Origin of the sequence: Pseudomonas sp. NPDC089406, assembly GCF_044900265.1 — a bacterium.
Taxonomy (GTDB): Bacteria; Pseudomonadota; Gammaproteobacteria; order Pseudomonadales; family Pseudomonadaceae; genus Aquipseudomonas; species Aquipseudomonas fakonensis.
Genome location: NZ_JBJDNC010000011.1, coordinates 30,082 through 55,536, shown reverse-complemented (window position 1 = coordinate 55,536; position 25,455 = coordinate 30,082). Strand labels below are relative to the sequence as shown.

Sequence of the window (25,455 nt, the reverse complement as noted above, 5' to 3'; positions counted from 1 at the left end):
CATTGTTCTTATAGGGTAGAGTGGTCAATCACCGGCTGGATCGTCTTATTTTTTGGCGATTGTGTCTAGCCCGATGAACCGAGTCGCCTGATTCGCGGGCAAGCCCGCTCCCACAGGTTCTGCACAGGCCCTGAGGGTAGTGAAATCCTGTGGGAGCGGGCTTGCCCGCGAAGGGCGCGATACAGATCCGGGCTCAAGGCGCCGGGTTCGGCTGCTCCTGGTGAATCGCCTCGATCGCTGCCAGCAGCTCGTCGCTGAGGTTGAGCGCCTGGCTGTCGATGTTGCTTTGCAGTTGCTGCACCGACGTGGCGCCAATGATGTTGCTGGTCACGAACGGCTGGCGGGTGACGAAGGCCAGGGCCATTTGCGCCGGGTCCAGGCCGTGGGCCTGGGCCAGTTGCACGTAGCGGCTGCAGGCGGCCACGGTCTGCGGGTTGGAGTAGCGGGCGAAACGGCTGAACAGGGTCAGGCGGCCCTTTTCTGGGCGGGCGCCGTTTTCGTACTTGCCCGAGAGCATGCCGAAGGCCAGGGGCGAGTAGGCCAGCAGGCCGCATTGCTCGCGGATCGCCACCTCGGCCAGGCCCACCTCGAAGCTGCGGTTGAGCAGGTTGTAGGGGTTCTGGACCGACACCGCCCGTGGCCAGCCGCGGCTTTCGGCCAGGTGCAGGAACTTCATGGTGCCCCACGGGGTTTCGTTGGACAGGCCGATGTGGCGGATCTTGCCGGCGCGCACCTGCTCGTCCAGCACCTCCAGGGTGTCTTCCAGCGGGGTGAACAGGTCGTGGGGCAGGTGCTGGTAGCCCAGCTTGCCGAAGAAGTTGGTGCTGCGCTCGGGCCAGTGCAGCTGGTACAGGTCGATGCGGTCGGTGTGCAGGCGCTTGAGGCTCTCGTCCAGCGCCGCGACGATGTGCTGGCGGTTGTGCTTGAGCTGGCCGTCGCGGATGTGGCTGATGCCGTTGCCGGGGCCGGCGACCTTGCTGGCCAGCACCCAGTCGTCGCGGTCGCCGTGCTCGCGGAACCAGTTGCCGATGATGCGCTCGGTGGCGGCGTAGGTCTCGGGGCGCGGCGGCACCGGGTACATTTCGGCGGTGTCGATGAAGTTGATGCCGCTGGCCTTGGCCAGTTTGATCTGCTCGAAAGCCTCATCCTGGGTGTTCTGCTCACCCCAGGTCATGGTGCCCAGGCACAGGGCGCTGACGTCGAGGTCGGTACGACCGAGCTTGCGGTATTCCATCGGGAAGACGCTCCTTGGCAAAGATGCCCATAAAAGCAGGTTGAAATTTTCTGTGCAATCTGGATAATTCTGCAGCTCTTCGCGTGGCGGAAGTGATGCACCACCACGATGCAAGAACCTTTGTCGAACATTGGCGTGCCCGACCCGAGCCCCCAAAAGCGTCAGCGTTCGGCTGCGCGTTTGCCCTTGGCAATCCGTGCACTATCCAGTAAGATTCGCCGTCTATTTTTCGCTGGGCGGCCTCTGAGGCTTTAGAGAATGAAAACTTTTACTGCTAAACCGGAAACAGTAAAGCGCGAGTGGTTCGTAGTCGACGCCGCTGGCCAGACCCTGGGTCGTCTGGCTACCGAAATCGCTAGCCGCCTGCGTGGCAAGCACAAACCAGAATACACCCCTCACGTTGACACCGGCGACTACATCGTCGTCATCAACGCCGAGCAAATCCGTGTAACTGGCGCCAAGTCTTCCGACAAGATGTACTACTCCCACTCCGGCTTCCCGGGCGGCATCAAGGAAATCAACTTCGAGAAGTTGATCGCCAAGGCCCCTGAGCGTGTCATCGAAACCGCGGTCAAAGGCATGCTGCCGAAGAACCCGCTGGGTCGCGACATGTACCGCAAGCTGAAAGTGTACGCGGGTGCAGCTCACCCACACACTGCTCAGCAGCCTCAAGAACTGAAGATCTAACGGGATAGTTCATTATGTCGGCGACTCAAAACTACGGCACTGGCCGTCGCAAGACCGCAACCGCTCGCGTCTTCCTGCGTCCGGGCACCGGTAACATCTCCATCAACAACCGTTCTCTGGACGTGTTCTTCGGCCGCGAAACCGCTCGCATGGTTGTTCGCCAGCCGCTGGAACTGACCGAGACCGTTGCCAAGTTCGACATCTACGTCACCGTTTCCGGTGGTGGTGTCAGCGGTCAGGCCGGTGCAATCCGCCACGGCATCACCCGCGCTCTGATGGAGTACGACGAAACCCTGCGTGGCGCCCTGCGTCGTGCCGGCTACGTCACCCGCGACGCTCGTGAAGTCGAGCGTAAGAAAGTGGGCCTGCGTAAAGCACGTAAGCGTCCTCAGTACTCCAAGCGTTAATAGCGCTTCGGCAGTCCGAAAAGCCCGGTTCTTCGAACCGGGCTTTTTTTATGTCTTGAACTAACCTTGTCAGCTATCCGTGGCCGTTTGTCGCATAGACGCAGATCAAGCAATGCGCAGGTTGTGGCCCGCCGGGCGGGTAATCACCTTGTCACTGTGTGGGTATGTTTCTTACCATTGCGAGCAAATTTGGGTGCCACCGATATACCTAAGTAGATGCCTGTTCTAACAGGCCAAGCAAGCTGATGGGAGAGGACTGAATGAGCAATGACGGCGTCAACGCAGGCCGGCGCCGCTTCCTCGTAGCCGCGACATCCGTGGTCGGGGCGGCGGGGGCAGTGGGGGCAGCGGTACCGTTCGTGGGGTCATGGTTTCCCAGTGCCAAGGCGAAGGCCGCCGGCGCACCGGTGAAGGTCAATATCGCCAAGGTCGAGCCTGGGCAGCAGATGGTTGCCGAGTGGCGGGGGCAGCCGGTGTTCATCGTCCGGCGAACGCAGGAGATTCTCGCCAACCTGAAGAAGATCGAGGGCGACCTGTCCGACCCGCAGTCCAAGGCGTCGGTGCAGCCCACCTACGTCGACCCCGAGGTCCGTTCGATCAAGCCCGAGATCCTCATCCTGGTCGGCCTGTGCACGCACCTTGGGTGCTCGCCAACCTTCCGCCCTGAAGTCGCCCCGGCAGACCTTGGGCCGAAGTGGGTCGGCGGTTACTTCTGCCCCTGCCATGGTTCGCACTACGACCTGGCCGGGCGCGTCTACAAATCCCAGCCAGCGCCTCTCAACCTGCCAGTGCCCCCGCACTCGTACGAGACCGACGAAGTCATCGTCATCGGCGTCGATCAGGAGAAGGCATGATGAGCAAGTTCATGGATTGGATCGATGCGCGCTTCCCCGCCACAAAAATGTGGGAAGACCATCTGAGCAAGTATTACGCGCCCAAGAACTTCAACTTCCTGTACTTCTTCGGCTCGCTGGCGCTGCTGGTGCTGGTCAACCAGATCGTTACCGGTGTGTGGCTGACCATGAGCTTCACCCCCTCGGCAGAAGAGGCCTTCGCCTCGGTCGAATACATCATGCGCGATGTCGAGTACGGCTGGATCCTGCGCTACCTGCATTCCACCGGCGCCTCGGCGTTCTTCATCGTGGTCTACCTGCACATGTTCCGCGGCCTGCTGTACGGCTCGTACCAGAAGCCGCGTGAACTGGTGTGGCTGTTCGGCATGCTGATCTACCTGGCGCTGATGGCCGAGGCGTTCATGGGTTACCTGCTGCCGTGGGGCCAGATGTCGTATTGGGGCGCCCAGGTGATCATCTCGCTGTTCGGCGCCATCCCGGTGATCGGCGGCGACCTGACGCAGTGGATCCGCGGTGACTACCTGATCTCCGGCATCACCCTGAACCGCTTCTTCGCCCTGCATGTGGTGGCCCTGCCGATCGTGATTCTGGGCCTTGTGGTGCTGCACATCCTGGCGCTGCACGAAGTGGGTTCGAACAACCCTGATGGCGTCGATATCAAGAAGAAAAAGGACGAAAACGGCATCCCGCTGGACGGCATTCCGTTCCACCCGTACTACACCGTCAAGGACATTGTCGGGGTGGTGGTGTTCCTCTTCGTGTTCTGCGCCGTGGTGTTCTTCTTCCCGGAAATGGGCGGTTACTTCCTGGAAAAACCGAACTTCGAGCAGGCCAACGCCTTCAAGACTCCTGAGCACATTGCCCCGGTGTGGTACTTCACACCGTTCTACGCAATCCTGCGCGCGGTGCCCGACAAGCTGTTCGGCGTGATCGCCATGGGTGCCGCAATCGCCGTGCTGTTCGTGCTGCCCTGGCTCGACCGCAGCCCGGTGCGCTCCATGCGCTACAAAGGCTGGCTGAGCAAAGTCTGGCTGCTGGTGTTCTGCGTGGCCTTCGTCATCCTCGGCGTGCTGGGCGTATTGGCGCCAACCCCGGGGCGTACCTTGCTGTCGCAGGTGTGCACGGTGCTGTACTTCGCCTACTTCCTGCTGATGCCGTTCTACACAAGGCTTGAGAAGACCAAACCGGTTCCGGAAAGGGTGACTGGCTGATGAAAAAGTTGATTGCAGTATTTTTGCTGGCACTGATGCCTGGCCTTTCCTTCGCTGCCGAACATGGCCTGGAGCTGGACAAGGTCGACATCGACCTGACCGACAAGGCCGCCATGCAGGACGGTGCGCGCACCTTCGCCAACTATTGCATGGGCTGCCACAGCGCGAAGTTTCAGCGTTACGAGCGGGTTGCCGACGACCTGGGTATCCCCCACGAGCTGATGCTGGAAAACCTGGTGTTCACCGGTGCCAAGATCGGCGACCACATGCAGATCGGCATGCAGCCCAACGATGCCAAGACCTGGTTCGGCGCAGCGCCCCCCGATCTCACCCTGGTCGCCCGGGTGCGTGGCAACGACTGGCTGTACAGCTACCTGCGCAGCTTCTACGAGGACAAGTCGCGCCCTTGGGGGGTGAACAACAAGGTCTTCCCCAACGTTGGCATGCCTAACGTGCTGGCGGGCCTGCAGGGCAACCAGGTGATCGGTTGCAAGCAGATCCAGACCGTGGTCGACGGCAAGAAGCAATACGACCCGCTGACCGGCAGCCCGCTGACCCATGAAGCGTGCGACCAGCTGACCGTGGAGGAGAAATCCGGTACCCTGACCACCGAGCAGTTCGACGAGAAGGTCAAGAACCTGGTGACCTTCCTGGCCTATTCGGCCAACCCGGTCAAACTGGAAAGCCAGCGCATCGGTACTTATGTGTTGCTGTACCTGGCTTTCTTCTTCGTGTTCGCCTACTTGCTCAAGCGCGAATACTGGAAGGACGTGCACTGATCACGCAGTAATTTCTGGTAGTTGAACGCGCCCGGGGGGCTTTGGCAAAACTGCCAGGGTGCCCCGGGCGCGTTTTCATTTAGAGTTTCAACAAGCATCCCGTGCGAGGAGGCGCTACATGGGCGCAACCAACAGGTTAGCCTGCTATTCCGACCCCGCTGATCACTACTCCCACCGCGTGCGCCTGGTGCTCGCCGAGAAGGGCGTGGCGGTACAGATCATCGATGTCGATGCCAGTCGTCTGCCGCCCAAGCTGGTCGAGGTAAACCCGTACGGCAGCGTGCCGACCCTGGTCGACCGCGACCTGGCGCTGTACGAGTCGAGCGTGGTCATGGAGTATCTCGAGGAGCGTTACCCGCACCCGCCGCTGATGCCGGTATACCCGGTGGCTCGTGGCAACAGCCGCCTGCTGATGCACCGCATCCAGCGCGACTGGTGCTCGCTGGCCGACACCCTGCTGGACAAGCGCAGCACCGATGCTGCGCGTACCCAGGCGCGCAAGGAGCTGCGCGAGAGCCTCACCGGCGTGGCGCCGCTGTTCGGCGAAATGCCTTGCTTCATGAGTGAGGAGCAAAGCCTGGTGGATTGCTGTCTACTGCCCATCCTCTGGCGTTTGCCGGTGATGGGTATCGAATTGCCGCGGCAAGCCAAGCCGCTGCTTGATTACATGGAGCGACAGTTCGCCCGCGAGCCTTTCCAGGCGAGCCTGTCTGCTGCAGAACGTGAAATGCGCAAGCTTTAAGGAGCCGTTGATGAACTCCAGTCGCCCTTACCTGGTTCGAGCGCTGTACGAGTGGATCGTCGACAACGATTGCACGCCCCACATGCTGGTCAATGCCGAATTCCCGGCAGTCCAGGTACCTGCAGGTTTTGCCAGCGATGGCCAGATCGTGTTGAACATTTCCCCCAGTGCCGTGCGCAGCCTGCACATGGACAACGAGGCGGTGAGCTTCGAAGGCCGCTTTGGTGGTGTAGCCCATTCGCTGTATGTGCCAGCTGGCGCGATCATGGGTATCTACGCCCGTGAGAATGGCCAGGGCATGGTCTTCGAACTGGAGCCGCCGCAGGACGACGACCTCGAGCTGGACGACGACAGTGTCGAGCCGGATGACGATGGCCCGCCGGAAGGCGGCCAGCCGCCACGCCCCAGTGGCCGGCCCAGCCTGAAAGTGGTCAAGTAACAAAAAAGGCGATCCATCCGGATCGCCTTTTTTATGCTTGCCGCCGGAGCCTCAGAGCTCCTTGATGGTTTGCACCTGGTCTTTGTTCACCCGGTTGCGCTTGCCGTCGAGCTGTTCGAACTCGTAGAAGCCCGAGGTGCGATCGTAGTGCGGGGTGTCGAGTGTCTGCAGTTCGCGGCCGTCGTTGAGGGTGATCACGTTCGGGTTGGCGCAGCCGGCCAGGGTGGCGATGGCGCCGAGCAGCAGGGCGGGCAGGAGCTTGTTCATGCGGGGTAATCCTGGGCAGGAGGGTGGGACTGTTGCGGATTCATCGCGGGGCAAGCCCGCTCCCACGTGGGAGCGGGCTTGCCCTGCGAGAGGGTAGGGGGATCAGTCGATGTATTCGAACAGGCGCACGATCTTCTGTACGCCGGAAACGCCCTGCACCACGCTGGTGGCGGCGTTGCCTTCTTGCTGCGTCACCAGGCCCAGCAGGTAGACGATACCGTTCTCGGTGATCACCTTGACCCGCGAGCCCGGCACGTTGGCGTCGGTGAGCATCTGGGTCTTGATCTTGGTGGTCAGCCAGGCGTCGTTGTTACGCGCGAGGATGGACGAAGGCTGCATGACCTGGATTTCGTTATGCACCTTCTTGACCCGCTGCACCTGGCTGGCGGTTTGCTCGGCCAGGGCTTTGAGGTCGGCGCGCGGGGTCTGGCCGGCCAGCAGCACGACACCGTTGTAGCTGCTGACGACGATGTGCGAGCCCTGGTCCAGGTCCGGGTTGGCCTTGGAGATGTTGACCGCTGCCTTGGTTTCGATCAGCGAGTCGTCGATCTTGCTGCCGATGGTGCGGGTGCCGCGGTCATCCTCGATGGGCGAGTTGCGGGCCGAGGTCAGCACCGAGCTGCAGCCGGTGATGCCGAGGCACAGGGTGAGGGCCATCAGGCCGAGGCGCTTGGGGATCATTCTTCACTCCCGAACAGTTGGCTGTCGATCAGGTCGCACAGACAGTGGATCGCCAGCAGGTGGACTTCCTGGATACGAGCGGTGACCGTCGAAGGCACGCGGATTTCCACGTCTTCGGGCAGCAGCAGCGAAGCCATGCCGCCACCGTCGCGCCCGGTCAAGGCTACGACAATCATTTCGCGGTCGTGTGCGGCCTGGATCGCCTGGATCACGTTGGCCGAGTTGCCGCTGGTGGAGATCGCCAGCAGTACGTCACCGGGCTGGCCCAGGGCGCGAATCTGCTTGGAGAATACTTCGTTGTAGCTGTAGTCGTTGGCGATCGAGGTGATCGTCGAGCTGTCGGTGGTCAGAGCGATGGCCGGCAGGCTCGGGCGCTCGCGCTCGAAGCGGTTGAGCAGTTCCGATGAGAAATGCTGGGCGTCGCCGGCCGAGCCGCCGTTGCCGCAGGCGAGCATCTTGCCGTCGCTGAGCAGGGCGTTGACCATGACCAGGCTGGCCTGCTCGATGTGAGGTGCCAGGATGTCCATTGCCTGTTGCTTGGTGTCGATGCTGGCCTGGAACAGCCGGCGAATTCGGGATTGCATGTCCATCTGGTGTGACCTTAAGTGGGGCGGTGGCCTTTGCTGTGCGCAACAGCGACCAGCCCGCGAAACATAGAGCAAAAAATTCGGTAAGGGTTCAGCACTCGAAGGCGTTTTTCAGCCAAAGAAGCGGTTGCCCAGCATGCCCTTGGCCCTGCAGTGCGACTACGTCGAAACGGCAGGGGTGAGCGGCCCAGCGGGGGTGTTGCTGCAGGAAAAGGTTGGCGGCCAGCGCCAGTCGCTTCTGCTTGCGCCCGTCGATGCTGCCGAGCGCGCCACCAAAGCCCGCGTGTAGCCGGTAGCGGACTTCGACGAATACTACTGTATCGGCGTCGAGCATGACCAGATCAAGCTCGCCGCCCTTGCATCGCCAGTTGCGTGTCAGCAGTGCCAGGCCGTGGCCCTGGAGATGCTCCAGGGCCTGGTCTTCGGCAGCGTTGCCGGCGCGCGTGGGCGATGCGTGGGGCATCAGCGCGGGGTGTCCGGCAGGCGCTTGACCTGGCCACCGGCGAATTCGGCCCACGGCAGCTGGCGCTCGACGCGCTGGCTGGCGTTGATGCTCAGGCTGCCCGACAGGCCTTCGACGCGGTTGTCCGGCAGTGCCTTCAACTGGCCCAGGCGCGGAGCCAGGCTGTAGGCATCGACGCCCATGGCGTACAGGCGGCCGAGGCTGCCGGCGGCCTGCGGCCACTGCTGCACCACCTGCTGGCGCAGGCTGTTGGTGGTGTCCAGCAGCCACGGGGTTTCGCAGAAGCGGATGCCGTTCATGTCGTTGTACTGGTTGACGTCACCGCTGGCGCTGTACAGGTTGGAGGTGGCGTACACCGGTACGTCGCCGGCGTACTGGAAGTTCAGCGTCGGCTTGATCTGCTGGGCCTGCTGCGGGGTGGCGGCGAGGAAGATGAAGTCGATGTCCTGGCGGCGCGACGGCTGCGCGGCGATGCTGCCGCCGACGGTGCTTTGCAGGCTCTTGGCGCGGCCTTCGCTCTGGCGCAGCTGGAACAGGTCGGCGATTTGCTGGGCGAGTGCGACCGGCTGGGCGATGCGCTCGGCGGCCAGCAGGGTGCCGCCATTGGCTTGCCAGTCCTGGCGGAAGGCGGCCAGCACGCGGTCACCCCATTCGCCGCTCGGCACGAGGGCCACGGCGCGGACCTTGCCGTCGGCGCGGGCGCGACGGGCCACTTCGCGGGCTTCGTCCTCGGCGGCCAGGCCGAACTGGAACAGCTGTGGCGGAGCTTTCTGGCCGGCGTCGGCGTAGTTCAGGGCGAGGGTGGTGATGGGTAGTTGCGGGTAGGCGGCGAGCTTCTTCACCAGCGGCTTTTCCAGCGGGCCGACCACCAACTGCACACCAGCGGCCTGGGCCTGGCGGTAGAAGTCGTCCAACGAGGTGATGCGCGAGCTGTCGAACACCTGCACGGCCGGGGCCGGCTGGCCGCCCTTCTGCGCCTGGAAGTGCGCGGCCATGAAGCCGTCACGCAGGGCGCGGGCAACCCCTGCCAGAGGCCCTTCCTGGGGCAGCAGCAGGGCGATCTTGGTCAGGGGCTGGCTGGCCAGCTCCTTGAGCTTGACCAGGGCAGTGGGCAGTTGCTTGGCGGCCGGGTGGTCCGGGTGCTGGTTGCGCCAGGCGTCGATGGCCGCCTGTTGCTGTTCCAGGGTGCCGGCGCTTTTTACCGCGAAGGCCAGGCTGGTCCAGCCGGCCAGGGTGTTGTCGGCGGCAGGCTGTTGCAGTTGTTCGGCCGGCAGTGCGGCGACCAGCGCCCAGATGGCGTCGTTGTTGGTGGTGGCTGCCTGGCCGCTGAGCAGTGGGGTCAGCAGCATGCGCTGCTGGGCGGCGGCCAGGGCCTGGCCGTCGGCCTCCAGGGCGGCGGCGTGGACGCTGTAGGTGCGCACCTGCTGTTCGGCTGGCAGCTCGCCTGCGCGTTGCAGGCTTGGGTGGGCGAGGGCGGTCAGCGCGGCCTTGGGCTGGTTGCGGCTCATGGCCAGCTCTGCGGCCAGGGTCGAGGCGAACACCTGCTGGGCCGGCTTGAGCGAGTCCAGCGGCACCTGTTCGAGGATGCGCGCCGAGCGCGGGTAGTCCTTTTGCTTGTAGGCCAGGTCGGCGGCGCTCAGGCGCAGCAGGGCTGCGTCCTCGGCAGACTTGCTGGAGGCAGCCTTGTCGAGCAGTTGCTCGATGCTGGCGTCCGGGGTGCGTGGCAGCTCGCCCAGGCTGGATGAGGGCGAGCTGGCGCAGGCTGCCAGCAGGGCAGCGAGGCAGAGGGCTGAGAGCAGCCGCAGACAAGCGATCATGTAAAAGTCCTGTTACTCGATCAAGTTGGCCGGCGATTGTACCGAAGCGCCGGGCCCGAGGCGATGTTGGCGACGACGAACCTTCACTATAGGTGGCGCTGGCTGTGCCTGTGGCGAAGTTCTTTGCGCCCTGTTGCCGGCGCTCGGGCTACAATGGCGACCTTTGATCGTGAAAGCAGGTGCGCGCAGTGACCGATGTTGCAGGGGTTTCGAAAACGGGCAAGTTGTATGTGGTGGCCACGCCCATCGGCAACCTCGACGACATGAGCGCCCGGGCGCTCAAGGTGCTTGCCGGCGTCAGCCTGATCGCGGCCGAGGACACCCGCCACTCGGTGCGCCTGTTGCAGCACTTTGGCATCGACACGCCGCTGGCGGCCTGCCACGAGCACAACGAGCGCGACGAGGGCGGGCGCTTCATCACCCGGCTGCTGGCCGGTGACGATGTGGCGCTGGTGTCCGATGCCGGCACGCCGTTGATTTCCGACCCGGGCTACCACCTGGTGCGCCAGGCGCGTGCCGCTGGCGTGCAAGTGGTGCCGGTGCCCGGTGCCTGCGCCTTGATCGCCGCGCTGTCGGCGGCGGGCCTGCCGTCCGACCGCTTCATCTTCGAGGGTTTTTTGCCGGCCAAGGCCGCCGGGCGCCGGGCGCGCCTGGAGCAGGTGAAAGAAGAGCCGCGCACCTTGATCTTCTATGAAGCGCCGCACCGCATTCTCGAGTGCCTTGAAGACATGGAGCTGGTGTTCGGTGGCGAGCGGCCGGCCGTGCTGGCGCGGGAGATCACCAAAACCTTCGAAACGCTGAAGGGCTTGCCGCTGAGTGAGCTGCGCGCTTTCGTGCAGGGCGACAGCAACCAGCAGCGCGGTGAGTGCGTGGTGTTGGTGGCGGGCTGGAGCGCGCCGCAGGACGACCAGGCTGTCAGCAGTGAGGCGCAGCGCGTGCTCGACCTGTTGCTGGCAGAGCTGCCGCTCAAGCGCGCGGCGGCGCTGGCGGCGGAGATCACCGGGGTGCGCAAGAACCTGCTGTACCAGCTGGCGCTGGAGAAGCAGAAGGGCGAATGAAGGCTGGCGGTGCTCCTTTGTAGGAGCCGGCTTGCCGGCGATTGGCCCCAGCAGGAATGCATGGCACCGGCTGCGCCGGTGATCGCCGGCAAGCCGGCTCCTACAGGAGGCAGGTGCGGCGGGCGCGACAATCTTTGCCGTCTCGCTTGTTCTTGGGCGCCGCTGTCGGTAACCTTGTCGGCGGAGAGTCGATCGGACAGTCGCTGCCACCTTTTGTTCCGCAAAAGGCGGGGGAGGAAAGTCCGGGCTCCGCAGGGCAGAGTGCCAGGTAACGCCTGGGAGGCGCGAGCCTACGGAAAGTGCCACAGAAAATAACCGCCTAAGCACTTCGGTGCCGGTAAGGGTGAAAAGGTGCGGTAAGAGCGCACCGCACGGCTGGCAACAGTCCGTGGCTAGGTAAACCCCACTCGGAGCAAGACCAAATAGGGTTCCATACGGCGTGGCCCGCGTCGGAACCGGGTAGGTTGCTAGAGGCGTCCAGTGATGGCCGTCGTAGAGGAATGACTGTCCTCGACAAAACCCGGCTTACAGATCGACTCTCCACCTCTCCTTCCCCTGCTTGAATCGACAGCAGATGCCCCTTCGTAAGACCGAAAAATTCTTACTCTTAATAAATCACTTTAACTTCACACTCTATCCGCTTGAGTGCGTTTGATTTTTCCCGCCAGATTTCTTCCCCGGTCGTCGTTCCACCTTCCTTTGTTGCGCTAAATCGCCGTCCCGTAAGGGTTTTCCTTATGAACGCGCCTTGACGGTGTAGCGGGCGGATTCCTATAGTGTGCGCAAGTGGCAGAAAGTGGGATGAAGTGGGTTTTCTGACACAAAAAAGCTAACATTGTGGGGAATCGCAGCCGTGTTCCGCGGAGCCAACGCCGTCAGCCTCGATGCCAAGGGCCGTCTCGCCATGCCGAGCCGGTACCGTGACGAGCTCGATTCGCGTTGCAATGGTCAACTGATCGTGACCATCGACGCGGTGGACCCCTGCTTGTGTGTTTACCCCCTCGATGAGTGGGAACAGATAGAAGCCAAGTTGCGTGCCTTGCCATCGTTGCGTGAGGAAAACCGCCGCCTGCAGCGCTTGCTGATCGGTAACGCGGTTGACCTGGAGCTCGATGGCAGCGGGCGTTTCCTGGTACCGCCCCGACTGCGCGAGTACGCCAAGCTGGACAAGAAGGCGATGCTGGTGGGGCAACTGAACAAATTCCAGCTGTGGGATGAGGATGCCTGGAACGCGGTTTCGGCAGCCGACCTTGCAGCTATTCAACAACCGGGCGCCATGCCCGATGAATTGCGTGACCTGATCCTGTGACCATAGATAGCGGCTTCAACCACATCACCGTCCTGCTCGACGAAGCTGTCGAGGCATTGGCCCTGCGCGCCGACGGTTGCTATCTGGACGGCACCTTCGGGCGCGGCGGCCACAGCCGCCTGATCCTCAGCAAGCTTGGCCCGCAAGGGCGGCTGCTGGGGTTCGACAAGGACCCACAGGCGATTGCCACGGGGCAAGCGCTGGCGGCCGAAGACGGCCGCTTTGTCATTGTGCAGCGCAGCTTTGCTGAGCTGGGCAGCGAAGTGGCCGAGCGCGGCCTGGACGGCAAGGTCAGCGGCGTTCTGCTCGACCTGGGCGTATCTTCGCCGCAGTTGGACGACCCCGAGCGCGGCTTCAGCTTCCTCAATGACGGCCCGCTGGACATGCGCATGAACCCTGATCAGGGCATCAGCGCCGCCGAGTTCATCGCCACCGCCCCGGTTGAAGAAATCGCCCGCGTGTTCAAGGAGTACGGCGAGGAGCGTTTTGCCGGGCGCATGGCGCGTGCCGTGGTCGAGCGCCGCGAAAAGCAGCCCTTCACCCGTACTGCTGACCTGGCCGAAGTGCTCAAGGTCGCCAACCCGGCCTGGGAGAAGGGCAAGAACCCGGCCACCCGCGCCTTCCAGGGCCTGCGCATTCACGTCAACAACGAATTGGGCGACCTTGAAGCCGGCCTTGAAGCCGCGCTCGATGCGCTGGAAGTCGGCGGCCGCCTGGCGGTGATCAGCTTCCACTCGCTGGAAGACCGTATCGTCAAGCTGTTCATGCGCAAGCTGGTCAAAGGCGAGGCGGACAACCTGCCGCGCAACCTGCCGGTGCAGCACAAGGTATTCGAACCAAAGATCAAGCTCATCGGCAAGGCGCAGTTCGCCTCTGACGCAGAGCTCAAGGCCAACCCGCGGGCGCGCAGCGCCGTCATGCGGGTGGCGGAGAAGCTTCGGTGAGTCGGCTTTTTGCCAAGCCCCTGCCAGGCGGAAGCTTCCTGATGCTTCTGCTGTTTGTCGGCGTGCTGGTTTCGGCCATCGCTGTCTCCTACAGCGCGCACTGGAACCGCCAGTTGCTCAACACGCTGTACGGCGAGCTCAACGAGCGCGACAAGGCCCAGGCCGAGTGGGGCCGGCTGATTCTCGAGCAAAGCACCTGGACCGCTTCCAGCCGTATCGAGAACCTGGCTTCCGAACAGCTTAAGATGCGTGTGCCCGCCGCTGACGAAGTGCGGATGGTGGCGCCATGATGAAGCTCGAGGGCGCACTCTACCCCTGGCGTTTCCGGGTGGTGATCGGTTTGCTGGCGCTGATGGTCGGCGCTATCTGCTGGCGCATCATCGACCTGCAGGTGGTCGACCGCGACTTCCTCAAAGGCCAGGGCGATGCCCGCAGCCTGCGGCATATCCCCATTCCCGCGCACCGCGGGCTGATCACCGACCGCAACGGCGAGCCGCTGGCGGTCAGTACCCCGGTGACCACCCTGTGGGCCAACCCCAAGGAAATGCAGGCCTCTAAAGAGCGCTGGCCGCAACTGGCCGCCGCTCTGGGGCAGCCGCCCCAGCAGTTGATCGAGCGCCTCACCCAGCAGGCCAACAAGGAATTTATCTACCTGGTCCGCGGCCTCACGCCGGAGCAGGGCCAGCATGTGCTCGACCTGAAAGTGCCGGGCGTGTACGGCCTGGAAGAATTCCGCCGCTTCTACCCGGCCGGTGATGTCACCGCGCACATGGTCGGCTTCACCGACCTCGACGACCACGGTCGCGAAGGGGTAGAGCTGGCATACGACGAATGGCTGGCTGGTGTGCCGGGCAAGCGCCAGGTGATCAAGGACCGGCGTGGCCGGCTGATCAAGGACATTCAGGTCACCAAGAACGCCAAGGCCGGGAAGACCTTGGCGTTGTCGATAGACCTGCGCCTGCAGTACCTGGCCACCCGCGAGCTGCGCAACGCCATCGCCGAACAGGACGCCAAGGCCGGCAGCCTGGTGATCATGGACGTAAAAACCGGCGAAGTGCTGGCCATGGTCAACCAGCCGACCTACAACCCGAACAACCGCCGCAGCATGTTCCCGGCGGCCATGCGTAACCGGGCGATCATCGACGTGTTCGAGCCAGGCTCCACGGTCAAGCCGATCTCCATGAGCGCGGCGTTGCAGAGCGGCCGCTGGAAGCCCACCGACAAGGTCGAGGTATACCCCGGCAGCCTGCAGATCGGCCGTTACACCATTAAAGACGTATCCAGGAGCGAGGGCCCGATCCTCGACCTGACCGGCATCCTGATCAACTCCAGTAACGTCGGCATGAGCAAGATCGCCTTCGATATCGGCGGCGAAGCCATCTACCGGGTGATGTCCCAGGTCGGCCTGGGCCAGTACACCGGCCTCGGCTTCCCAGGTGAGCGGGTCGGCAACCTGCCCAACCACCGCGAATGGCGCAAGGCCGAAACGGCCACACTGTCGTATGGCTATGGCGTGTCGGTGACCGCGCTGCAGCTGGTGCATGCCTACGCCGCCCTGGCCAACGACGGCAAGATGGTGCCGCTGTCGATTCTCAAGGTCGACAAGGCCCCCGAGGCGGTGCAGGCGATTCCGAAAGAAACCGCCGAAACCGTGCAGGGCATGCTGCAACAGGTGATCGAGGCGCCGCGCGGGGTGTTCCGTGCCCAGGTGCCGTTCTATCACGTGGCCGGCAAGTCCGGTACGGCGCGTAAAGCCACCGTCGGTTCCAAGGGCTACACCGAAAACGCCTACCGTTCGCTGTTCGCAGGCTTCGGCCCGATGAGCGACCCGCGCTACGCGATCGTCGTGGTCATCGACGAACCGGGCAAGGGTGGCTATTTCGGCGGCCTGGTCTCGGCCCCGGTGTTCAGCAAGGTCATGTCGGGCACCCTGCGCCTGATGAATGTGCCGCCGGACAACCTGCCGCCGCCGTCGACCCAGCAAGCCACCGCAGCACCCGCCAATGGAGGGCGTGGATAATGACGATGCCATTGAGCAAGCTGTTCGCCCATGCCAGCCGCGACCCGCTGATTCGCGAAATCACCCTGGACAGCCGTCAGGTGCGCCAGGGTGACCTGTTCCTCGCCGTGCCCGGCGCCAAGGTCGACGGCCGCGAGCACATCGCCGATGCGCTGTCCCGTGGCGCCGCAGCCGTGGCTTATGAAGAGCAGGGCGCCACCGTGCTGCCGCTGACCGATGTGCCGCTGATTCCGGTGAAGGGCCTGATTGGCCAGCTGTCGCAGATTGCCGGGCGCTTCTATGGCGAGCCCAGCCGCCAGCTCAGCTTGGTCGGGGTCACCGGTACCAACGGCAAGACCAGCGTCACCCAACTGGTAGCCCAGGCGCTCGATGCGCTGGGCCAGCGCTGCGGCCTGATCGGCACCCTGGGCACCGGCTTTTACGGTGAGCTGCAGAGCGGCCGCCTGACCACCCCTGACCCGATCGCCGTGCAGTCCACCTTGAACGACCTGAAAAAGGGCGGTGCCAAGGCTGTGGCCATGGAGGTGTCCTCCCACGCCCTGGAGCAGGGCCGGGTGGCGGCGCTGGAATTCGACATTGCGGTGATGACCAACCTGTCCCGCGATCACCTCGACTACCACGGCAGCATGCAGGCCTACGAGGCCGCCAAGGCCAAGCTGTTCGCCTGGCCGAGCCTGCGCTGCCAGGTGGTGAACCTGGACGACGCGTTCGGCTGCCGTCTGGCCGACGCCTACGCCCGCCGCCCTGTAGCCGATCATATCGAGACCCGGCTGCTCAGCTACAGCCTGGAAAACCCGGACGCGTCGCTGTATTGCCGCGAAGCCCACTTCGATGACGATGGCGTGCGCGCCACCCTCGTCACCGCCCAGGGCGAACGCACCCTGCGCAGCCAACTGCTAGGGCGCTTCAACCTGAGCAACATGCTGGCTGCCGTGGCCACGCTGCTGGCGCTGGACTACTCGCTGGAAGAGATTCTCAAGGTCACCCCGCAGTTGCAGGGGCCGGTCGGCCGCATGCAGCGCCTGGGTGGCGGTGACAAACCGCTGGTGGTGGTCGACTACGCGCACACCCCGGATGCCCTGGACAAGGTCCTGGAGGCCTTGCGCCCCCACGCCCATGGCCAGCTACTGTGCCTGTTCGGTTGCGGCGGCGACCGCGATGCCGGCAAACGCCCGCTGATGGCCGAAGTGGCCGAGCGCCTGGCCGACCGCGTGCTGGTCACCGACGACAACCCGCGCACTGAAGACCCGCAGCGCATCTTCGACGACATTCGCCCAGGTTTCACCAAGCCTGCCGCCGTCGAGTTCGTCGCCGGCCGTGGCCAGGCTATCGCCCGCCTGATTGCCAGCGCCAACGCCAACGATGTGATCGTGCTGGCCGGCAAGGGGCACGAGGACTACCAGGAGATCAACGGCCAGCGCCATGACTTCTCCGACCTGATCGAAGCCGACAAGGCACTTGCAGCCTGGGAGGCTCCACATGCTTAAGCCCATGACACTCAGCCAGCTGACCACAGCACTGGGTGCTCGCCTGGCAGGCGCCGACGCCAGTTTTACCGGCGTCAGCATCGACAGCCGCAGCGTGGCCGCCGGCCAGCTGTTTGTCGCCCTGACCGGGCCGCGTTTCGATGGCCATGACTACCTGGCCGATGTCAAAGCCAAGGGTGCGGTCGCCGCACTGGTGGAGCGCGAAGTCGCCGATGTCGACCTGCCGCAGTTGCTGGTCGCCGATTGCCGCGTTGCCCTTGGCCAACTGGGGGCACTGAACCGTGCCGGCTTCGACAAGCCGGTAGTGGCCATTACCGGCTCCAGCGGCAAGACCACGGTCAAGGAGATGCTCGCCAGCATCCTGCGCACCCGTGGCCTGGTGCACGCCACCCGCGGCAACCTGAACAACGACCTCGGCGCGCCGCTGACCCTGCTGGAAATCGCCCCGGAGCACAGCGCCGCAGTGATCGAGCTGGGCGCTTCGCGCATCGGTGAAATTCGCTACACCGTGGGGCTGGCCCAGCCGCACGTGGTCATCATCAACAACGCCGGCACCGCCCACGTGGGCGAGTTCGGCGGGCCAGAGAAAATCGTCGAGGCAAAAGGCGAAATTCTTGAAGGCCTGGGCGAGGGCGGCACGGCCATCCTCAACCTGGCCGACAAGGCCTTCGACACCTGGCGCAAGCGTGCGGGCAACCACAAGGTGATCAGCTTCGCCCTGGACAACCCGCAGGCCGACTTCCATGCCAGCGATATCGGCCGCGATGCCCGTGGCTGCCCGTCGTTCACCCTGCACGCCCCTGATGGCAGTGTGCCTGTGCAATTGAATGTGCTCGGCACCCACAACGTCAGCAACGCCCTGGCCGCCGCCGCTGCTGCCCATGCCGTTGGTCTGAGCCTGAGCGGCATCGCCGCCGGGCTGAATGCCGTGCAACCGGTCAAGGGCCGCACCGTGGCGCAAATTGCGCCGAACGGCGTGCGGGTGATCGACGACAGCTACAACGCAAATCCCACCTCGATGTGCGCGGCCATTGATATACTCGCCGGCTTTTCCGGGCGCACCGTTCTGGTGCTTGGCGACATCGGCGAGCTGGGGCAATGGGCCGAAGAGGGCCATCGCCAGGTCGGCGACTACGCCCGTGGCAAGGTCGACGCGCTGTACGCGGTGGGCAGCAACATGGCCCATGCGGTACAGGCGTTCGGCGCCAATGGCCGCCATTTCACTACTCAAGCCGAGCTGATCGACGCCGTGAAGGCCGAGTCTGCCGGTGACACCACTATCTTGATCAAGGGCTCGCGCAGCGCTGCGATGGAAAACGTCGTGGCCGCACTGTGCGAACCCAGCGGGGAGAAACATTAATGCTGCTGCTGTTGGCTGAGTATCTGCAACAGTTCCACAAGGGCTTCGCGGTCTTCCAGTACCTGTCGCTGCGCGGCATCCTGGGTGTACTGACCGCGCTCTCGCTGGCCCTGTGGCTGGGCCCGTGGATGATCCGTACCCTGCAGATCCGCCAGATCGGTCAGGCCGTGCGTAACGACGGCCCGCAATCGCACCTGTCCAAGTCCGGCACCCCGACCATGGGTGGCGCGCTGATCCTGTCGGCCATCGCCATCAGCACCCTGCTGTGGGCCGATTTGTCCAACCGCTACGTGTGGACGGTGCTGATCGTCACCTTGCTGTTCGGTGCCATCGGCTGGGTCGACGACTACCGCAAGGTGATCGAGAAGAATTCCCGTGGCCTGCCGAGTCGCTGGAAATACTTCTGGCAGTCGGTATTCGGCCTGGGCGCGGCGATCTTCCTGTACAAGACCGCCCCCACCAGTGTCGAAACCACGCTGATCGTGCCGATGCTCAAGGACTTCACCATCCCGCTGGGCGCAGGCTTCATCGTACTGACCTACTTCGTCATCGTCGGCTCCAGCAACGCGGTCAACCTCACCGACGGCCTCGACGGCCTGGCGATCATGCCGACGGTCATGGTTGGCGGCGCCCTGGGCATTTTCTGCTACCTGTCGGGTAACGTGAAGTTCGCCGAATACCTGCTGATCCCTTACGTGCCGGGCTCGGGCGAGCTCATCGTGTTCTGCGGCGCACTGATAGGCGCGGGCCTGGGCTTCCTGTGGTTCAACACCTACCCGGCCCAGGTGTTCATGGGCGACGTCGGCGCACTGGCGCTGGGCGCAGCCCTGGGCACCATCGCGGTGATCGTGCGCCAGGAAATCGTGCTGTTCATCATGGGCGGTGTGTTCGTGATGGAAACCCTGTCGGTGGTCATCCAGGTGGCGTCGTTCAAGCTCACCGGCAAGCGGGTGTTCCGCATGGCGCCGATTCACCACCACTTCGAACTCAAGGGCTGGCCCGAGCCACGGGTGATCGTCCGCTTCTGGATCATCACCGTGATCCTGGTGCTGATCGGCCTTGCCACCCTGAAACTGAGGTAGACGAGCGTGTCACTGATCGCTTCCGACCAATTCCGCATCGTTGTCGGCCTCGGCAAGAGCGGCATGTCCCTGGTTCGCTTCCTGGCGAGCCGGGGCATTGCCTTTGCGGTCGCCGACACCCGCGAGCAGCCGCCGGAACTGGAAACCCTGCGCCGTGATTACCCGCAGGTGGAAGTACGCTGTGGTGAACTGGACGTCGACTTCCTGTGCCGCGCCAACGAGCTGTACGTGAGCCCGGGCCTGGCCCTGGCCACGCCCGCCCTGCAACAGGCCGCCGCGCGCGGCGTGACGCTGTCCGGCGATATCGAACTGTTCGCCCGTTATGCCAAGGCGCCGATCGTGGCGATCAGCGGCTCCAACGCCAAGAGTACCGTCACCACCCTGGTGGGCGACATGGCCGCCAAGGCCGGCAAGCGCGTGGCGGTGGGCGGCAACCTCGGCACCCCGGCGCTGGACCTGCTCAGCGACGAGGTCGAGCTGTACGTGCTGGAGCTGTCGAGCTTCCAGCTGGAAACCACCGACCAGCTCAATGCCGAAGTGGCCACCGTGCTGAACATCAGCGAAGACCACATGGACCGCTACAGCGGCCTGCCGGCCTATCACCTGGCCAAGCACCGGATTTTCCGCGGCGCCCGCCAGGTGGTGGTGAACCGCCAGGACGCCCTCAGCCGGCCGTTGCCGGTCGAAGGCCGCCCGTGCTTCAGCTTTGGCCTCAACCCGCCCGACTTCAAGGCCTTCGGCCTGCGTGAAGTGGATGGCGAAAAATACCTGGCCTACGAATTCCAGACGCTGATGCCGGTGCGCGAGCTGAAGATTCGCGGTGCCCACAACCAGAGCAACGCCCTGGCCGCCCTGGCCCTGGGCCATGCCGCCGGCCTTGCGTTCGAGCCGATGCTCGAGGCCTTGCGCGAGTTCAAGGGCCTGGCCCATCGCTGCCAGTGGGTGCGCGAGCGTAACGGCGTCAACTGGTATGACGACTCCAAGGCCACCAACGTCGGCGCGGCCCTGGCCGCCATCGAAGGCCTGGGCGCCGATATCCAAGGCCAGCTGGTGCTGATTGCCGGCGGTGACGGCAAGGGCGCCGACTTCGCCGCCCTGCGCGAGCCCGCCGGCAAGCACTGCCGCGCCGTGGTGCTGCTCGGCCGCGATGCCGAGCGCCTGGCTGCCACCCTCGATGGCGCCGTGCCGCTGGTGCGCGTGCAAAGCCTCGATGAAGCCGTGCAGCGCTGCGCCGAACTGGCCCAGCCGGGCGATGCCGTACTGCTGTCGCCAGCCTGCGCCAGCCTGGACATGTTCAAGAACTTCGAAGAACGCGGGCGCCTGTTCGCCCAGGCAGCGGAGGGGCTGGCATGATCTTCGGCATCCTCAAGCCTTACCCCTCGCCGCTGATCAGCGGCCGTGGCGTCGACGTCGACTTCCCGCTGCTGGCCGGTTGCCTGGCGCTGCTCGGCCTGGGCCTGGTGATGATCACCTCGGCGTCCTCGGAAGTAGCTGCCGTGCAGTCGGGCAACCCGCTGTACCATATGTTCCGCCACCTGGTGTACGTGGCCCTGGGCCTGGGCGCCGGTGCGATGACCATGCTGGTGCCAATCGCCACCTGGCAGCGCATGGGTTACCTGATGCTGATCGGTGCCTTCGGCCTGCTGGTGATGGTGCTGATCCCGGGCATCGGCCGCGAAGTGAACGGTTCGATGCGCTGGATCGGCTTCAGCTTCTTCAACGTGCAGCCTTCGGAAATCGCCAAGGTGTTCGTGGTGATTTACCTGGCCGGCTACCTGGTGCGCCGGCAGACCGAGGTGCGCGAAAGCTGGATGGGCTTCTTCAAGCCGTTCATCGTGCTGTTGCCGATGGCTGGCCTGCTGCTGATGGAGCCGGACTTCGGCGCCACCGTGGTGATGATGGGCGCCGCTGCGGCGATGCTGTTCCTCGGCGGGGTGGGGTTGTTCCGCTTCTCGCTGATGGTGGTGCTGGCGGTGGTCTCGGTGGTGATTCTGGTACAGGCCCAGCCGTACCGGATGGCGCGCTTGATTACCTTCACCGACCCCTGGTCCGACCAGTTTGGCTCCGGCTACCAGCTGACCCAGGCACTGATTGCCTTCGGCCGCGGCGAGTGGCTGGGCGTGGGCCTGGGCAACAGCGTACAGAAGCAGTTCTACCTGCCCGAGGCGCACACCGACTTCGTGTTCTCGGTACTGGCCGAAGAGCTCGGCGTGGTCGGCTCGCTGCTGACCATCGCGCTGTTCGTGTTCGTCACCGTGCGCGCGCTGTACATCGGCCTGTGGGCCGAGAAGGCCAAGCAGTTCTTCGCCGCCTACATGGCTTTTGGCCTGGCGTTCCTGTGGATCGGCCAGTTCCTGATCAACATCGGGGTGAACGTCGGCCTGCTGCCGACCAAGGGCCTGACCTTGCCGTTCTTGAGCTACGGGGGCAGTTCGCTGGTGATCTGCTGCGCCTGCGTGGGCTTGTTGCTGCGCATCGAGTGGGAGAGCCGCACGCACCTGGGCAGCGAGGAACACGAATTCAACGAAAGCGATTTTGCCGAGGAGACCAGTCATGGCCGCTGACGGCAAGAACGTACTGATCATGGCCGGCGGCACCGGGGGCCACGTGTTCCCGGCCCTGGCCTGCGCCCGCGAGTTCCAGGCCCGTGGCTACAGCGTGCACTGGCTCGGCACCCCGCGCGGCATCGAGAACGAACTGGTACCCCAGGCCGGCCTGCCGCTGCACCTGATCCAGGTCACTGGCCTGCGTGGCAAGGGCAAGCTGTCGCTGCTCAAGGCACCGTTCACGCTTATCAAGGCCGTGCTGCAGGCGCGCCGCATCGTGCGCCAGCTCAAGCCGGTGTGCGTGGTCGGCTTCGGCGGTTACGTCACCGGCCCCGGCGGCGTGGCCGCGCGCCTGTGCGGCGTGCCGCTGGTGATCCACGAGCAGAACGCCCGTGCCGGCACCACCAACCGCCTGCTGCTGCCGCTGGCGGCGCGGGTGTGCGAGGCCTTCCCCGGCACCTTCGCCAGCAGCGAAAAACTGCGCGTCACCGGCAACCCGGTGCGCGCGGAACTGTTCATGGACGCCCAGCGCCCACCCCTGGCCGAGCGCCGCGCGCGCCTGCTGGTGATGGGCGGCAGCCTGGGCGCGGAACCATTGAACAAATTGTTGCCTAAGGCCCTGTCCGAAGTGCCGGCCAACCTGCGCCCCGAGGTGTTCCACCAGGCGGGCAAGAACCACGGCCCGGCCACCGCCGAGCGTTACCGCGAAGCCGGTGTCGAGGCCCAGGTCGAACCGTTCATCAAGGATATGGCCCATGCCTATGGCTGGGCCGACATGGTGGTGTGCCGCGCCGGTGCGCTGACTGTCAGCGAACTGGCGGCGGCGGGCCTGCCCTCGATGCTGGTGCCTTTGCCCCACGCCATCGATGACCACCAGACCCACAACGCCCAATACCTGGCTCGTGAAGGCGCCGCCTTCCTGATGCCACAAGCGACAACTGGCGCAGCGCAGCTCGCTGAACGCCTGAACGAGGTGCTGATGCAACCCGAGAAACTCAACGCCATGGCCGGCACTGCCCGCCGCCTGGCCAAACCTGATGCAACCAGCACCGTGGTCGATATCTGCCTGGAGGTGGCCCATGGTTGAAAGCCAGAAAGCCATGCCGCAACCCAAGATGGGCCGCATCCGCCGCATCCACTTCGTCGGTATCGGCGGCGTGGGCATGTGCGGTATCGCCGAAGTGCTGCTGAACCTGGGCTATGAAGTGTCCGGTTCCGACCTCAAGGCTTCGCCGGTCACCGAGCGCCTGGAATCCTTCGGCGCCGAGATCTACGTTGGCCACCGCGCCGAAAACGCCGCCACCGCCGACGTGCTGGTGGTGTCCAGTGCGATCAACCCGGCCAACCCGGAAGTCGCCACCGCCCTGGAGCGCCGCATCCCGGTGGTGCCGCGCGCCGAGATGCTTGCCGAACTGATGCGCTACCGCCACGGCGTGGCGGTGGCCGGCACCCACGGCAAGACCACCACCACCAGCCTGCTGGCCTCGGTGTTCGCCGCCGGTGGCCTGGACCCGACCTTCGTCATCGGCGGGCGCCTGACCGCGGCCGGCACCAACGCGCAGTTGGGCACCAGCCGCTACCTGATCGCCGAAGCCGACGAAAGCGATGCCAGCTTCCTGCACCTGCAACCGATGGTAGCGGTGGTCACCAATATCGACGCCGACCACATGGCCACCTACGAAGGCGACTTCAACAAGCTGAAGAAGACCTTCGTCGAGTTCCTGCACAACCTGCCGTTCTATGGCCTGGCCGTGATGTGCCTGGACGACCCTGTGGTGCGCGAGATCCTGCCGCAGGTCAAGCGCCCGACGGTCACCTACGGCTTCAGCGAAGAGGCCGACATCCGCGCCATCAACGTGCGCCAGCAGGGCATGCAGACCCACTTCACCGTGCTGCGCCGCGACTGCGAGCCGCTGGACGTGTCGGTGAACATGCCCGGCAATCACAACGTGCTCAACGCCTTGGCCACCATCGCCATCGCCACTGACGAAGGCATCAGCGACGAGGCCATCGTCCAGGGCCTGTCGGGCTTCCAGGGCGTCGGTCGACGCTTCCAGGTGTATGGCGAGCTGCCGGTCGAAGGCGGCAGCGTGATGCTGGTGGACGACTACGGCCACCACCCGACCGAAGTGGCCGCGGTGATCAAGGCCGTGCGTGGCGGCTGGCCGAGCCGGCGCCTGGTGATCGTTTACCAGCCGCACCGCTACAGCCGCACCCGCGACCTGTACGACGACTTCGTGCAAGTGCTGGGTGATGCCAACGTGCTGCTGCTGATGGAGGTCTACCCGGCCGGCGAAGAGCCGATCCCTGGTGCCGACAGCCGCCAGCTGTGCCACAGCATCCGCCAGCGCGGCAAGCTCGACCCGATCTACATCGAGCGCGGCACCGAGCTCGCTCCGGTGGTCAAGCCGCTGCTGCGCGCCGGCGACATCCTGATTTGCCAGGGTGCCGGTGATGTCGGCGGGCTGGCCCCGCAACTGATGAAAAGCCCGCTGTTCGCAGGCGCCAAGCAGGAGAAGCCGCAATGAACGGCGCCTACGACAAGCTGCACTCCACCCTCGACGTCAGCGCTTTTGGCCGCGTTGCCGTGCTGTACGGCGGCAAGAGCGCCGAGCGCGAGGTTTCGCTGAAATCCGGCGCCGCGGTAATCGAAGCGCTGACCAGCGCCGGTGTCGACGTGGTCGCCATCGATGTGGGCGATGACCTGCTGGCCCGCCTGCAAAGCGAGAAGATCGACCGCGCATTCATCATCCTCCACGGCCGTGGCGGTGAAGACGGCAGCATGCAGGGCCTGCTGGAGTGCCTCGGCATCCCCTACACCGGCAGCGGCATCCTCGCGTCGGCCTTGGCCATGGACAAGCTGCGCACCAAGCAGGTGTGGCAGAGCCTGGGCATTCCGACCCCGCGCCACGCGGTACTGGCCAGCGAGCACGATTGTGTGACCGCCAGCACGGAACTGGGCTTCCCGTTGATCGTCAAACCTGCCCATGAAGGTTCCAGCATCGGCATGGCCAAGGTGAACAGCGAACAGGAACTGATCGCCGCCTGGAAAGACGCCGCCAACTACGATTCGCAAGTTCTGGTCGAGCAATGGATTCACGGCCCGGAGTTCACCATCGCCGTACTGCGGGGCCAGGTGCTGCCGCCGATCGCGCTGGGCACCCCGCACGTGTTCTACGACTACGACGCCAAGTACATCGCCAATGACACCCAGTACCGCATCCCGTGCGGCCTGGACAGTGCCAAGGAACAAGAGCTGATCGACCTGACCGCGCGTGCCTGCGATGCCGTTGGCATCGAAGGCTGGGGGCGGCTGGACGTGATGCAGGACGAGCAGGGCCGGTTCTGGCTGCTCGAAGTCAACACCGCACCCGGCATGACCGACCATAGCCTGGTGCCCATGGCGGCCCGCGCGGCCGGTCTGGACTTCCAGCAACTGGTGCTGGCGATCCTGGCCGACAGCGTAGCGACGCGAGGTTAA

The 25,455-nt window shown here is 64.5% G+C and carries 26 protein-coding genes and 1 other RNA gene; 21 read left to right on the top strand and 6 right to left on the bottom strand.

The genetic code is table 11. The annotated features are described in order from the left end of the window. Nucleotides 1-193: 193 nt before the first annotated feature. The gene (locus ACI2KK_RS10205) at nucleotides 194-1,234 is read right to left on the bottom strand and encodes an NADP(H)-dependent aldo-keto reductase (protein WP_404668836.1); all 1,041 of its coding nucleotides are present in this window, start codon (nucleotides 1,232-1,234) and stop codon (nucleotides 194-196) included. A gap of 258 nt (nucleotides 1,235-1,492) precedes the next feature. Between ACI2KK_RS10205 and rplM the strand changes: the two genes are divergently transcribed. The 7 genes from rplM to ACI2KK_RS10170 all read left to right on the top strand — a co-directional run bounded on the left by rplM (nucleotide 1,493) and on the right by ACI2KK_RS10170 (nucleotide 6,353). Continuing rightward, nucleotides 1,493-1,921 (top strand): 50S ribosomal protein L13, encoded by a 429-nt coding sequence (gene rplM / locus ACI2KK_RS10200; protein WP_008097538.1) that lies wholly within the window; start codon nucleotides 1,493-1,495, stop codon nucleotides 1,919-1,921. Between the two features lie 14 nt (nucleotides 1,922-1,935). Then, on the top strand, nucleotides 1,936-2,328 hold the full coding sequence (gene rpsI, locus ACI2KK_RS10195) for a 30S ribosomal protein S9 (RefSeq protein ID WP_110736741.1): 393 nt from the start codon (nucleotides 1,936-1,938) through the stop codon (nucleotides 2,326-2,328). A 260-nt stretch (nucleotides 2,329-2,588) separates the two neighbouring features. Then, a complete protein-coding gene (petA, locus tag ACI2KK_RS10190) occupies nucleotides 2,589-3,182 on the top strand; it encodes a ubiquinol-cytochrome c reductase iron-sulfur subunit (protein ID WP_217841898.1) in 594 nt (197 codons plus the stop codon). After that, nucleotides 3,182-4,393, top strand: a complete 1,212-nt coding sequence (locus ACI2KK_RS10185) for a cytochrome bc complex cytochrome b subunit (RefSeq protein WP_217843524.1) — start codon at nucleotides 3,182-3,184, stop codon at nucleotides 4,391-4,393. Before petA ends, ACI2KK_RS10185 begins: the two co-directional genes overlap by 1 nt. Next, entirely contained in the window at nucleotides 4,393-5,172 is a 780-nt protein-coding gene (locus ACI2KK_RS10180; RefSeq protein WP_217841899.1) for a cytochrome c1, read from the top strand. The genes ACI2KK_RS10185 and ACI2KK_RS10180 overlap by 1 nt, the downstream gene beginning before the upstream one ends. A gap of 118 nt (nucleotides 5,173-5,290) precedes the next feature. Continuing rightward, entirely contained in the window at nucleotides 5,291-5,914 is a 624-nt protein-coding gene (locus ACI2KK_RS10175) for a glutathione S-transferase N-terminal domain-containing protein (protein ID WP_217841900.1), read from the top strand. A gap of 10 nt (nucleotides 5,915-5,924) precedes the next feature. Next, on the top strand, nucleotides 5,925-6,353 hold the full coding sequence (locus ACI2KK_RS10170; protein WP_404668835.1) for a ClpXP protease specificity-enhancing factor: 429 nt from the start codon (nucleotides 5,925-5,927) through the stop codon (nucleotides 6,351-6,353). Nucleotides 6,354-6,404: 51 nt separating this feature from the next. Here the strand turns inward: ACI2KK_RS10170 and ACI2KK_RS10165 are convergent, their stop codons facing one another. The 5 genes from ACI2KK_RS10165 to ACI2KK_RS10145 form a co-directional block, all read right to left on the bottom strand. After that, nucleotides 6,405-6,620 carry a YgdI/YgdR family lipoprotein gene (locus tag ACI2KK_RS10165; RefSeq protein WP_217887835.1) on the bottom strand — a complete coding sequence of 72 codons (216 nt, stop codon included), beginning with the start codon at nucleotides 6,618-6,620 and terminating at the stop codon, nucleotides 6,405-6,407. Nucleotides 6,621-6,722: 102 nt separating this feature from the next. Next, nucleotides 6,723-7,301 carry a BON domain-containing protein gene (locus ACI2KK_RS10160; protein WP_217841903.1) on the bottom strand — a complete coding sequence of 193 codons (579 nt, stop codon included), beginning with the start codon at nucleotides 7,299-7,301 and terminating at the stop codon, nucleotides 6,723-6,725. Further along, nucleotides 7,298-7,891, bottom strand: coding sequence for a phosphoheptose isomerase (locus tag ACI2KK_RS10155; protein ID WP_217841904.1), 594 nt, complete (start codon nucleotides 7,889-7,891; stop codon nucleotides 7,298-7,300). Before ACI2KK_RS10155 ends, ACI2KK_RS10160 begins: the two co-directional genes overlap by 4 nt. Before the next feature lie 88 nt (nucleotides 7,892-7,979). Beyond that, nucleotides 7,980-8,351: a YraN family protein gene (locus ACI2KK_RS10150; protein WP_217887836.1), complete on the bottom strand. Its 372-nt coding sequence runs from the start codon at nucleotides 8,349-8,351 to the stop codon at nucleotides 7,980-7,982. Beyond that, nucleotides 8,351-10,168 carry a penicillin-binding protein activator gene (locus ACI2KK_RS10145; RefSeq protein WP_404668834.1) on the bottom strand — a complete coding sequence of 606 codons (1,818 nt, stop codon included), beginning with the start codon at nucleotides 10,166-10,168 and terminating at the stop codon, nucleotides 8,351-8,353. Before ACI2KK_RS10145 ends, ACI2KK_RS10150 begins: the two co-directional genes overlap by 1 nt. 188 nt (nucleotides 10,169-10,356) lie before the next feature. On the opposite strand from ACI2KK_RS10145, the gene rsmI reads away from it, so the two are divergent. The 14 genes from rsmI to ACI2KK_RS10075 all read left to right on the top strand — a co-directional run bounded on the left by rsmI (nucleotide 10,357) and on the right by ACI2KK_RS10075 (nucleotide 25,455). Continuing rightward, a complete protein-coding gene (gene rsmI / locus ACI2KK_RS10140; protein WP_404668833.1) occupies nucleotides 10,357-11,226 on the top strand; it encodes a 16S rRNA (cytidine(1402)-2'-O)-methyltransferase in 870 nt (289 codons plus the stop codon). 184 nt (nucleotides 11,227-11,410) lie between these two features. Continuing rightward, nucleotides 11,411-11,770, top strand: an RNA gene (gene rnpB, locus ACI2KK_RS10135) — RNase P RNA component class A. Between the two features lie 309 nt (nucleotides 11,771-12,079). After that, nucleotides 12,080-12,535 (top strand): division/cell wall cluster transcriptional repressor MraZ, encoded by a 456-nt coding sequence (gene mraZ, locus ACI2KK_RS10130; RefSeq protein WP_004575120.1) that lies wholly within the window; start codon nucleotides 12,080-12,082, stop codon nucleotides 12,533-12,535. Then, complete coding sequence (gene rsmH, locus ACI2KK_RS10125; protein ID WP_404668832.1) at nucleotides 12,532-13,479, top strand: 16S rRNA (cytosine(1402)-N(4))-methyltransferase RsmH; 948 nt, start codon at nucleotides 12,532-12,534, stop codon at nucleotides 13,477-13,479. Before mraZ ends, rsmH begins: the two co-directional genes overlap by 4 nt. Further along, complete coding sequence (ftsL, locus tag ACI2KK_RS10120; protein WP_054899260.1) at nucleotides 13,476-13,769, top strand: cell division protein FtsL; 294 nt, start codon at nucleotides 13,476-13,478, stop codon at nucleotides 13,767-13,769. The genes rsmH and ftsL overlap by 4 nt, the downstream gene beginning before the upstream one ends. Continuing rightward, a complete protein-coding gene (locus tag ACI2KK_RS10115; RefSeq protein WP_369992115.1) occupies nucleotides 13,769-15,499 on the top strand; it encodes a peptidoglycan D,D-transpeptidase FtsI family protein in 1,731 nt (576 codons plus the stop codon). Before ftsL ends, ACI2KK_RS10115 begins: the two co-directional genes overlap by 1 nt. After that, nucleotides 15,499-16,986, top strand: coding sequence for a UDP-N-acetylmuramoyl-L-alanyl-D-glutamate--2,6-diaminopimelate ligase (murE, locus tag ACI2KK_RS10110; protein WP_404668831.1), 1,488 nt, complete (start codon nucleotides 15,499-15,501; stop codon nucleotides 16,984-16,986). Before ACI2KK_RS10115 ends, murE begins: the two co-directional genes overlap by 1 nt. Continuing rightward, on the top strand, nucleotides 16,979-18,346 hold the full coding sequence (murF, locus tag ACI2KK_RS10105) for a UDP-N-acetylmuramoyl-tripeptide--D-alanyl-D-alanine ligase (protein WP_404668830.1): 1,368 nt from the start codon (nucleotides 16,979-16,981) through the stop codon (nucleotides 18,344-18,346). Before murE ends, murF begins: the two co-directional genes overlap by 8 nt. Then, the gene (gene mraY / locus ACI2KK_RS10100) at nucleotides 18,346-19,428 is read left to right on the top strand and encodes a phospho-N-acetylmuramoyl-pentapeptide-transferase (RefSeq protein ID WP_217841910.1); all 1,083 of its coding nucleotides are present in this window, start codon (nucleotides 18,346-18,348) and stop codon (nucleotides 19,426-19,428) included. Before murF ends, mraY begins: the two co-directional genes overlap by 1 nt. A 6-nt stretch (nucleotides 19,429-19,434) precedes the next feature. Then, nucleotides 19,435-20,781 (top strand): UDP-N-acetylmuramoyl-L-alanine--D-glutamate ligase, encoded by a 1,347-nt coding sequence (gene murD, locus ACI2KK_RS10095; protein ID WP_404668829.1) that lies wholly within the window; start codon nucleotides 19,435-19,437, stop codon nucleotides 20,779-20,781. Next, entirely contained in the window at nucleotides 20,778-21,992 is a 1,215-nt protein-coding gene (gene ftsW / locus ACI2KK_RS10090; RefSeq protein ID WP_369989887.1) for a putative lipid II flippase FtsW, read from the top strand. The genes murD and ftsW overlap by 4 nt, the downstream gene beginning before the upstream one ends. After that, nucleotides 21,982-23,061, top strand: a complete 1,080-nt coding sequence (gene murG, locus ACI2KK_RS10085) for an undecaprenyldiphospho-muramoylpentapeptide beta-N-acetylglucosaminyltransferase (RefSeq protein ID WP_404668828.1) — start codon at nucleotides 21,982-21,984, stop codon at nucleotides 23,059-23,061. Before ftsW ends, murG begins: the two co-directional genes overlap by 11 nt. Then, the gene (gene murC / locus ACI2KK_RS10080) at nucleotides 23,054-24,502 is read left to right on the top strand and encodes a UDP-N-acetylmuramate--L-alanine ligase (protein ID WP_404668827.1); all 1,449 of its coding nucleotides are present in this window, start codon (nucleotides 23,054-23,056) and stop codon (nucleotides 24,500-24,502) included. Before murG ends, murC begins: the two co-directional genes overlap by 8 nt. Beyond that, entirely contained in the window at nucleotides 24,499-25,455 is a 957-nt protein-coding gene (locus ACI2KK_RS10075; RefSeq protein ID WP_404668826.1) for a D-alanine--D-alanine ligase, read from the top strand. Before murC ends, ACI2KK_RS10075 begins: the two co-directional genes overlap by 4 nt.